This is a genomic window from Methylibium sp., from assembly GCF_013817365.1.
Classification (GTDB): domain Bacteria; phylum Pseudomonadota; class Gammaproteobacteria; order Burkholderiales; family Burkholderiaceae_C; genus Methylibium.
The window spans coordinates 1-9195 of the sequence record NZ_JACDCU010000127.1 but is presented as its reverse complement, the minus strand read 5'-3'; the positions used below and the strand labels follow the sequence as shown (position 1 = coordinate 9195).

At 68.2% G+C, this 9195-nt stretch carries 9 protein-coding genes and 2 pseudogenes; 6 read left to right on the top strand and 5 right to left on the bottom strand.

Going from position 1 to position 9195, the window contains the following annotated elements:
- The 4 genes and pseudogenes from H0W38_RS09810 to H0W38_RS09795 all read right to left on the bottom strand — a co-directional run.
- Positions 1 to 506, bottom strand: a pseudogene (locus tag H0W38_RS09810) (hypothetical protein); the annotation flags it as partial.
- 38 nt (positions 507 to 544) lie between these two features.
- Positions 545 to 1981: an FIST N-terminal domain-containing protein gene (locus tag H0W38_RS09805; RefSeq protein ID WP_292453350.1), complete on the bottom strand. Its 1437-nt coding sequence runs from the start codon at positions 1979 to 1981 to the stop codon at positions 545 to 547.
- 32 nt (positions 1982 to 2013) lie between these two features.
- Complete coding sequence (locus H0W38_RS09800; protein WP_292453347.1) at positions 2014 to 2826, bottom strand: PhaM family polyhydroxyalkanoate granule multifunctional regulatory protein; 813 nt, start codon at positions 2824 to 2826, stop codon at positions 2014 to 2016.
- A gap of 103 nt (positions 2827 to 2929) precedes the next feature.
- The gene (locus H0W38_RS09795) at positions 2930 to 3418 is read right to left on the bottom strand and encodes a retropepsin-like aspartic protease (RefSeq protein ID WP_292453343.1); all 489 of its coding nucleotides are present in this window, start codon (positions 3416 to 3418) and stop codon (positions 2930 to 2932) included.
- A 160-nt stretch (positions 3419 to 3578) separates the two neighbouring features.
- On the opposite strand from H0W38_RS09795, the pseudogene H0W38_RS22055 reads away from it, so the two are divergent.
- From H0W38_RS22055 to H0W38_RS09780, 3 genes and pseudogenes are all read left to right on the top strand, one after another.
- Positions 3579 to 3890, top strand: a pseudogene (locus H0W38_RS22055) (restriction endonuclease subunit R); the annotation flags it as partial.
- 598 nt (positions 3891 to 4488) lie between these two features.
- Positions 4489 to 5217, top strand: coding sequence for a HipA family kinase (locus H0W38_RS09785; RefSeq protein WP_292453338.1), 729 nt, complete (start codon positions 4489 to 4491; stop codon positions 5215 to 5217).
- 19 nt (positions 5218 to 5236) lie between these two features.
- Positions 5237 to 6073, top strand: a complete 837-nt coding sequence (locus H0W38_RS09780) for a DUF3037 domain-containing protein (RefSeq protein ID WP_292453336.1) — start codon at positions 5237 to 5239, stop codon at positions 6071 to 6073.
- Between the two features lie 16 nt (positions 6074 to 6089).
- Here H0W38_RS09780 and H0W38_RS09775 read toward each other — a convergent pair whose 3' ends face one another.
- The gene (locus H0W38_RS09775; RefSeq protein ID WP_292453333.1) at positions 6090 to 7073 is read right to left on the bottom strand and encodes a fumarylacetoacetate hydrolase family protein; all 984 of its coding nucleotides are present in this window, start codon (positions 7071 to 7073) and stop codon (positions 6090 to 6092) included.
- Between the two features lie 129 nt (positions 7074 to 7202).
- On the opposite strand from H0W38_RS09775, the gene H0W38_RS09770 reads away from it, so the two are divergent.
- From H0W38_RS09770 to H0W38_RS09760, 3 genes are all read left to right on the top strand, one after another.
- Positions 7203 to 8003: a DUF3108 domain-containing protein gene (locus H0W38_RS09770; protein WP_292453330.1), complete on the top strand. Its 801-nt coding sequence runs from the start codon at positions 7203 to 7205 to the stop codon at positions 8001 to 8003.
- Between the two features lie 124 nt (positions 8004 to 8127).
- Complete coding sequence (locus H0W38_RS09765; RefSeq protein ID WP_292453328.1) at positions 8128 to 8406, top strand: DUF3567 domain-containing protein; 279 nt, start codon at positions 8128 to 8130, stop codon at positions 8404 to 8406.
- A gap of 91 nt (positions 8407 to 8497) precedes the next feature.
- On the top strand, positions 8498 to 9195 hold a 698-nt coding region (locus H0W38_RS09760), incomplete at its 3' end, for a homocysteine S-methyltransferase family protein (RefSeq protein WP_292453325.1).

The window sequence follows — 9195 nt, the reverse complement described above, 5'->3', positions numbered from 1 at the left end:
GGTGGCCGCACGCCGGGCGGGCCCGGCTTGAAAGGCGGGTGGGCGCCGGGCGGATGAGGCCTGAAAGGCGGCTGCGGCCCGAAGGCGCGGCGCGGCCAGACGACGATGTGCGCCGGTTCAGCCTCGCTGCGGGCACGTGCGGCGACGCGTTCGGCCGCGGCGGCAGCCGCGCGCGCGCGCGCCAGATCGATATCACGGTCGATCTCGCGCTGCTGCTCGAGCTGGCGCGCGATGCGTTCGGTCACCGCCGCCGACTCGCGCTCGGCGGCAGCGCGGCGCGCTGCGGCGAGCTTCGGGTCTTCGGGCTGGTAGTGCCAGGTGCGCAGCGTGCGCGCCTCGCTGACCGGGCGGTCGGTGATGATGACGCGGCCGTCGGGCAGGCGCTGCTGAACGATGTCTCGCATCGGTGCCGGGGCGGCCGGCGGCGGGGCGTTCGAGGCGTCGGTTTGTCCGTTTGCGGCGAACGCCGCCACCAGCAGCAGCAAGGGCAGGGGCGAGCGCATCATGGTGGCGTGCAGTCAGCCCCACAAGTCCGGGCCCCCGCCTAGGCGGGGGCCGTGAACACCGTCAGCACACCGGTGTAGCCGTAGAGCTGACGGTGGCCGATCTCGCCGGCGGCGAAAAAGCCGACCAGCGGTACGGGCTCCAGCGCCGCGCCGGTGAGCGCGTGCTGCAAGAGCTGCAACTCGGCGGACGGCGCCCCGAAATGCGGTCCGCCGCGCCCAGTGCAGCTCACATAGTGCGCGCCGACGATCCGGCGGCCTTTGTTGCCGGCGGCCCCCGCTTCCTTGCCGGCGGACGGCGTGCCCACCAGGGACAGATCATCGGGTTCGAGCGCGCTGCGGATCTCGGCCGCCACGCGCACCAGGTCGCGCCGCGCCGCTTCGACATCGCGGCGGCAGAAGGCCAGCTGCTGGCCCGGCTCGGCGATGTCGCCAATGGCGAAACCGCGGCGTTGCGGATCCAGGCCGATCAGGTGGCGCACGCGGGTTTCGGTGCCGAAGGCGCCGCGCCGGGGTGGCGTCGAGAACTCGGCGGTTTGCGAGGGCAGGGTGGGTGCCGACGTGCCGGTAAAGGCTCGTGCCGCCGGGAGCGCCTGCATTGCGCCGCCGGTGGCCGCTTCGCCAGCAGGAGACCCGCGTCCCACACTGCCCGCCGACGAACCCGTTGCGCCCCGCTGCATCGGCTCATCCTGCGCGGCGCCGGCGTGCGGCGCGTCGCTCAGCCCGACCAGCGTGCTGCGCAGCCGTGGCAAGGCCTCGCGCGGTGCGCTTTCGTCGACACCGAGGTCGCGCAACAGGCAATCGAGCGCGGGCTCGCCGTCGAGGGCGTAGACCACGTTGCGCTCGGCCTCGGTGATCGACCGGGCCACGCCGACCGGCTGACATCCCTGCGTGACCCGCGAGAGCAGACCGACCTGCGCACCGAAGGCCACGCCGGAAAGCCCGCCCTCGAACACGCCGTTGCCTTGCGCGCCGCTGTTATCCGTGGCGTCGGTGGCGATCAGCAAGATGCGGTTGCGCGCCGAGGCGAGGCCGCCGAACAGGTAGCCGCTGTCGACCCGCTCGCTCAACTCGCCGATCAGCTCCGCCAGATCGGGCGTGGCCGGGTCGGCATGGACCAGCGCCGTGTGCGCCGCGAAGCCACCGCTGCCCGGGGCCGCGAGCGGCTGCCGCCCCGAAAACACGCGGAACTGCTCGCGCGGCAGGCTGGCGAGCATGACCGCCAGCGCGGGCTCGTCGAAATACTCGACATCGCCCGCGCAGATGCCCACGCCGACCACACCGACCCAGGCCACGCCGGGAAACCGCTCGCGCAGCGCCGCCAGCAACTCTTCGGCGGCCAGCGCGTGGTGGTCGGTCAGGTAGCACCAGCCGAGCGTCGGCGCGCCGAGCTCCTGCGTGTCGAGCTGCGCGAGAACCAGGGCGAGCACATCGCGCCAGTCGGGGTGGCTGGCATGGGCATAAGCGAAAGACTGCATCGGCTCGTGTGATCCTGCGCAGGCCCGGTGGTTCAGCCGCGGCGCGCCGAAGCGCGCTTGACGGGCGCCTTGCGGGCCGGTGCCTTCTTAGCCGTCGGCGAAGTCTTGCGCTCGACCTTCGCCTTGACCTTGGCCGCCGGGCGGGAGACGTTGCCGGCGACGTTGCCAGCCCCCTCGGCGACCTTGCGCGCCGGGACCATGCCCGCCTCGGCGGTCTGCCCGGCGGTGTCGAAGCCTTGCTTGACCAGGTTGCCGGCGAACTGCTGGGCCGAGTCGGAGGCGGCGTCCTTCATGGCATTGGCGGCAAGCTCGGTGAACTGCTTGGTCAGCGCACCCCACCATTGCATCGGATCCACCACGCCGGCCGGGGCGGCGCCGGCCTTGCTTTTACCGGCGTCCTGGTTCTTGCCGGGGCGAGTGGGCGAAGCTTGCGCGCCGTCTTCGCCGTTCGATGCGCCGGCCTGCGCTGCACCTGCGCCCGGCATCGGCCAGTTCTGCGCCGCCGACGCAAACGTGCCGGCGCCGGCTTGGTCCTCATCGGGTAGCTTGATGCGCATGGATTCGCGCAGGTCGGCCACCTGCACGTTCATGGTCTTGAGGGTCGACAGCGTCATGCGCTGCACCTCCAGCGCCTGAATGGTGGCGCTCAGCATGCGCGCGTTCTGCTCGAGCCAGAACTGCACGGTGCGCAATTCCTCGATGCGTTTTTCCAGCTCCTCGGGGTCGAGCGTCGGCGCCACCCATTGCCCGATGTTGGGCAGCACCGAACTGGCGTTCTTGACCAGCCCCTGCAGGAAGTCGAAACCGGGAACCAGTTTTGCGAAGTCGGGTGCGGCATCGGCCATCGTGTCTCCTCGAGGTTGTCGATCCATTGTGCGGCGAGGCGGGCCTGCTGTGCAGCGTCCTTGCCGCCGACGCGGCAAAAGGCGGTGCGTCCCCGCGCGGCACTCAGCGCGGCGCGCCGGCCTCGATGCGCAGCACGCCGCTCTGCTGCTGCCAGTGCAGACGACCGAGCACGTCCATGCCGAGCAGCGGCTTGTCGCCCAGCGCTGGCAGCACGACCAGCGGCAGCCGCTCGGCGCGCACGCCGCCTTCGAGCACCAGATCGGCCCGCGCGATGTGGCCGCGCACCACGCCACCGGCGGTGCTCGATTGCACGCTGCCCAGCGCCTCGAGCTCGAGCTCGCGAGCCAGCTCGGCGGAGATGGCACTGCGTGTGGCGCCCGTGTCGATGAGGAAGTCGACTTCGCGGCCGTTGAGCGTGCCGGGCCAGTGGTAATGGCCGTCCGGGCCGCGCTCGATCTCGATGGAGCTGCCGTCGATGCTGAAACGGGTTTTCTGTTGCTGTGCTTCGAAGGTGCTGAAGCCGAGAAAGACCACCACCCCGAGCAGCAGCCAGACGGTGGCGATCTTGAGGGTGCGGGGGAATTCGATCATCGCTCGAAAGTGTCCCGCATCGCCGGGTGGGATGACGGCGCGGGCCTTTTCATTGCCGGGGTGCCGGAGTGCGCAGTGCCTGGCATCGCGTCCTTGGCGGCTGCCGGCCCGTGAATCGGTGGGCTACGATGACCCGCAGGGAAGCACCAAGACGCCGGCTGTGCACAAGAACAAACTCAGCGAAACCGACATCCGCGCCAAGTTCATCACCCCCGCCCTCGTCTCGGCGGGGTGGAGCGAAGAAGAGCCGATCTACCGCGAGTACACGCTGCGCCCCGGCCGGGTGGTCGTGCGCGGGCGGGCCGCCGGCCGCGACAGCAAGTCGGTGCTGCGTGCCGACTACGTGCTCTTTCTACAAGGACAAGGCCGACATTCCCCTGGCGGTGATCGACGCCAAAGACAACGGCCGCGCGATGGGCGCCGGGGCATGGCGCAGGCGATCCGCTACGCCGAACTGCTGAACGTGCCCTTCTGCCTTCTGTTTCGCCAGCTTCGCCCTGGTGCGGGCCGACCACGGCACGGTGAGCTGGCCGGGCGGCATCGATTTCGATCCGGATTCGGTTTATCTGGAGAGCGTGCCGGTGGCGCAGGCGGCGGCGGTGTGAGGGAAGCGATTGCACAGCTTGAGGTGCGGGAGCCGAGTGCGAGGTACGCGGCTCGGCTCGATTCCGCAAAGTTGACGGCGTTTAATGAGTTGGCGACGGCTACGGATGGTGGTAAACGCCTTCGTCAATTGATTTGCTCACTAGCCGTGCGGGGCAGATTGCTGCCACAAAACAGTCACGATGAGTCTGCCATCCGCTTGATTCCGATTCTTCGCGACGAAAGTAAGAAGCTGCTTGACACCAAGCGCATTCCTAAAGAGCGCGTGAGCAGTGCGTGTGTCACGGGTACCGAGATTCCGCTCCCTCCCCTCGCCGAACAACACCGCATCGTCGCCCGGGTCGAGGAACTCCGCCACCTCTGCGCCCAGCTCCGCGAGCGCCTCATCGCGGCCCAACGCACGCAGGGTCAACTGGCCGATGCGCTGGTCGCCGAAGTCGGCTGACTGCTCCGCCGCACGTCTTGCGATGCTGCAACACCCCGCCATCACTGAAGTATGGGAACGAACCGAGCAAGGCACGACCAGGCCGTTTCGCTGCGGCGCCGACGACGGCCACAGCTACTACGTCAAGAGCCGCGGCGCCGGCTGGCGCAGTCTGGTGTGCGAATGGATGACCGGGCGGCTGTCTGAGAAACTGCTGCTGCCCATCGCGCCGTTCGCGCAAGTTCAGGTGGCCGCGGGCTTCGAAACCATCTTGGCTCTGCGCGGCGAGCATGACCTCGGCGCCGGTCTGGCCTTTGGATCGCGCATCGCCCCGCGCACGCGCGAGTTCGAGCCGGCCTTGCTGGCACGGTGCGTGCCCGCCTTCAGGCGTGATCTGGTCGCTTTTGATTGGTGGGTCCGCAATGCCGACCGAACGTTGGGCGCGATCTCCGGCAACCCCAACCTGCTGTGGAACACGGAAACCGAGGCACCGGTGGTGATCGACCACAACATGGCGTTCGATCGCGATTTCGATGCAACCCTGTTCCTGCAAACGCATGTCTTCCGGGCCGACTTCGAAACGATCACCGGCGACATGTTGCTGCGTGCCGACTACGAGCAGCGCTTCAACGGGCTGCTGACGGGCTTTGCAGCGATCTGGGCCCAACTGCCCCAGAATTGGCTTGTCGACGAAGACGGGCAAGCCCGACTCGGCCCGGACGAGTTCCTCGCCGTGCTGAAGCGGGTCAACGAGCCTGGTTTCTGGACCTGACGCCCCGACGCACTTTCTCATGCAACGCGACATCGCTCACTACACGCTTGTTCGCCTGCTTCCGCAGGTGGATGCGGGTGAGTTCGCCAATATCGGCGTGGTTCTCGCGTGCCCGGCTCGGGGGTTTTTCGAGTTTCGGCTGATCCGGCGCTACGGGCGCGTGACCCGGTTTTTCGAGGAGTTCACGGGCGATCTGTTCTTGCGCGTGCGGCGTGAGATCGAGGCGGAGTTGCGCCACATCCGCACCCGGATCGGGCCCGATGGCGCACACGAGCAGACGCTGGTGCTGAGGGTTCTCCAGGATCTGACCCAGCCACGCGAAAGCATGATTCGCTATGCGCCGCTGCGGGTGTTGATGACCGAAGACCCCGAGGCCGATCTGCACCGACTCGTGGGACGGTACGTGCAGCGCAACGTGGAAGGGCTGCGCCAGCGGCGTGAAGAGGTGCTGACGCGCCATGTGAACCGGGTGCTCCGGACCCGGCAGCTTGCGCATGCGTTCGAGCCAGACGAGGTGGGGCCGGACGAATTTCCGGTTCAGCTGCCGCTGGTGCATGAGCGCGACGGACACGTTCTTGCCGCGATCAAGCCGCTGGACCTGACGCAGGACGAACCGGTCAAGATCTATGAGCACGGCGACCTGTGGGTCGGGCGCCTGAGGCGCTTGAAGCAACTGGGCGCGTTGCCCGCCGGGATGCTGGTACCGGTGGAGGGGCCGAACGGTGATGACGTGCGCCGATTCCGCGCTTACACCGACATCGTGCGCGAACTCGGCGAGATGAACATCGAAGTCACCGAAGCCGCGAACAACGCGCGCATTCTCGAGTTCGCCCAGGCGAGCGTGGCAGCGGCCTGATCGGACCTGATTCCGGTCATGCCGGCGCCACCGCCGCCTGCTCGATCGCTCCGAACACGCTTTGCCCGTCCTTGCCTTTCATCTCGATGCGGATCGTGTCGCCGACTTCCATGAACCCGGTGACCGGCGCGCCGCCTTCGATCGTCTCGATCGCTCGCTTCTCGGCGATGCAGCTGTAGCCGCGCGCCCCGTCCTTGTTGCTGACCGCGCCGCTGCCCACAATGCTGCCGGCGCGCACGTTGCGGGTCTTGCAGAGGTGAGCGATCAGCTGGCCGAAGTGGAAGCGCATCTCGGGACCCGCTTCGCACAAACCGACCTGCTTGCCGTTCCACACCGATTGCAGGCTGAGATGCACGCGCCCGCCGTGCCATGCGCCGCCGAGCTCGTCGGGCGTCACGGCGACCGGGCTGAAAGCGGGGGCCGGCTTGCTCTGGACGAAGCCGAAGCCCTTGGCGAGTTCGGTCGGGATCAGGTGGCGCAGGCTCACGTCGTTGGCGAGCATCAGCAGGCGGATGCCGTCGATGGCGGCGTCGGGCGTCGTGCCCATGGCCACGTCGCCGGTGATGACGGCGATCTCGCTCTCGAAATCGAGGCCCCAGGCCTCGTCCGCACAGACGATGGCGTCGCGAGGGCCCAGAAACTCGTCGCTGCCGCCTTGGTACACGAGCGGGTCGGTCCGCAAGCTTTCCGGTAACTCCGCGCCGCGCGCCTTGCGCACCAGTTCCACGTGGTTGAGGTAGGCCGAACCGTCCGCCCACTGATAAGCACGGGGCAGCGGCGCCATGCACTGCTGCGGATCGAAGGCGAAGGCGTGGCGTGCACGGCCGTTGTTCAGCGTCTCGTACAAATCCTGCAGCTGCGGCGACAGAAAGTTCCAGTCGTCGAGCACTTGCTGCAAGCGTGTGGCGATCGCGCTGGCATGGTGGGCGGTGCTCAGGTCGCGTGAGACGACAAGCAGTTGCCCGTCGCGCGAGCCGTCCTTGTAGGTGGCGAGTTTCATCGGGATGCGGGCCTCGCAGCGCTGGCTCGCGAGGAACTCGCTACAGTGAATCGGATGCCGCATTCTAATTTTCGGGCGCTGCAAGGGCGGGGCGCCCAGTCATGGCGAGGGCTGAGCGCCGCCCTGGCGATGATGCTCGCGCTGCTGTGCGCGACAGCGATTCGCGCTGCGCCGCCGGCGCCGCTGGAGCCGGCGCTCACGACCGGCCACCCCGCGCCGCGGCTCGCTCAGACGCCACTGGCGGGCGAGCGGCCCGCGGCCAAGCCAAGCGCCGAGGCGTCGACGGCCTACCGTACGCGCGTTCCGGCGTCGGCTCGCATCACCTACCGGCTGAGCCGCAGCGGCATCGTCGGCACCGGCCTGCTCGACTGGCGCGTCGAGGGCGACACCTATGTGCTGCGTCTGGAAGGCAGCGTGCCGATCATCGGAACGCTCATCGTGCAGACCAGCCGCGGCGGCTTCGACGCCGCCGGCTTGGCGCCGACCCGCTACACCGACAAGCGCTGGCGCCGCGACGAAAGCGTGGCCGACTTCGACCGTGACGCCGGCCGCATCGTCTTCTCGAACGACAAACCCGCGCTGCCGCTGCACAAGGGCACGCAGGACCGGCTCAGCGTGATGGTTCAACTCGCCGCGATTGCCAATGCTTGGTCCGAGCCGCCGACAGTGGGCACGGTACTGACGCTTTCGGTGGTCGGCGCGCGGGGCGACGCCAAGCTCTGGGCGCTGCGCTACGAAGGCCCGCAAGCGCTGCGGACCGGCGAAGTCAGTGTGCGGGCGCTTCGCTTCCTGCGCCAACCCGAGGAGCCGGGCGACACCCGCGCGGAGTTCTGGCTCGATCCGGCCGCCTCGCACCTGCCTGTGCGGGCACGTTTGACCGACGGCGATGGCGACGCGCTGGAACTGCTGCGCACCCAAGCGGGTCCATGACCCCACGCGGTGCGGCCTCAGGCGCTGCGTCCCGCGACCGGAAGGCCGCATCGGGTCTTCGGATCACGACCCGGCTTGAAAATTGCCAGGGAACGCTCATGTAGGCCCAAAGGAGTGATCCGCCATGCACATGCTTTACAACTCGGACAACTTTGCGGTTGTGCAGTTCGTTGTATCCCGCCAAGACGATTCCTCGCCGCAGGAAGACGAGGTGCCGGCACGGGGGGGCTACGAGATCGTCGACAAATCGTCGCGGATGGAACTGTTTCTGGATGGCGCGCTGGCCGAGCATTTCAAGCTCGGCGTCGAGGCGCTGATCGAAACCTCGCCGGGTGTCGAAGAGATGGATGCCTTTCTGGCGAATTACACGACGCTGGCGCACCAGCCGGTCGTGTTGCACTGATTCCGGCGTCGGCGCTCAGCCCCGTCCGAAGGCCGGGGTCGGATACACAACCGCATGCCGCTCACGACGTGCGGCATTTCTACAATGCCTCATGAGCCAGCCGACCCACAACCGCCCGTACACCCGCGCCCAGGCGCTGCCCGAGCTGCTCGCGCAGCGGATCCTGATCCTCGACGGTGCCATGGGCACCATGATCCAGCGCTACAAGCTCGGCGAGGCCGATTACCGCGGCGAGCGCTTCAAGGACCACCCGAAGGATCTGAAGGGCAACAACGAGCTGCTGCAGTTCACGCGGCCGGACGTCATCACCGAGATCCACGAGGGCTATCTCGCGGCCGGCGCCGACATCATCGAGACCAACACCTTCGGGGCGACCTCGATCGCACAGGACGACTACGGCCTGGGAGCGGTGGCCGGCGAGATGAACCTCGTCGCGGCGCAACTGGCCCGCGCGGCCTGCGACAAGTTCAGCACGCCCGACAAGCCGCGATTCGTGGCCGGCGCCCTGGGCCCGACGCCGCGCACCGCGAGCATCAGCCCCGACGTCAATGACCCCGCGGCACGCAACGTCAGCTTCGAGGCGCTGCGCCAGGCTTATCTGGAACAAGCCCAGGCCTTGCTCGACGGCGGCGCTGACCTGTTCCTGGTCGAGACCATCTTCGACACCCTCAACGCAAAGGCCGCGATCTTCGCGATCGACGAGCTGTTCGAGCTGACCGGCGAGCGCCTGCCGGTGATCATCTCCGGGACCGTGACCGATGCCTCCGGCCGCATCCTCAGCGGCCAGAC

Bases quoted from the DNA above. Each gene is read 5' to 3' on its own strand.
- H0W38_RS09770 (WP_292453330.1), top strand. From the start codon at position 7,203: ATGATGCTCGCGCTGCTGTGCGCGACAGCGATTCGCGCTGCGCCGCCG.
- H0W38_RS09765 (WP_292453328.1), top strand. From the start codon at position 8,128: ATGCACATGCTTTACAACTCGGACAACTTTGCGGTTGTGCAGTTCGTT.
- H0W38_RS09780 (WP_292453336.1), top strand. From the start codon at position 5,237: ATGCAACGCGACATCGCTCACTACACGCTTGTTCGCCTGCTTCCGCAG.
- H0W38_RS09800 (WP_292453347.1), bottom strand. From the start codon at position 2,826: ATGGCCGATGCCGCACCCGACTTCGCAAAACTGGTTCCCGGTTTCGAC.
- H0W38_RS09775 (WP_292453333.1), bottom strand. From the start codon at position 7,073: ATGAAACTCGCCACCTACAAGGACGGCTCGCGCGACGGGCAACTGCTT.
- H0W38_RS09795 (WP_292453343.1), bottom strand. From the start codon at position 3,418: ATGATCGAATTCCCCCGCACCCTCAAGATCGCCACCGTCTGGCTGCTG.
- H0W38_RS09805 (WP_292453350.1), bottom strand. From the start codon at position 1,981: ATGCAGTCTTTCGCTTATGCCCATGCCAGCCACCCCGACTGGCGCGAT.
- H0W38_RS09785 (WP_292453338.1), top strand. From the start codon at position 4,489: ATGCTGCAACACCCCGCCATCACTGAAGTATGGGAACGAACCGAGCAA.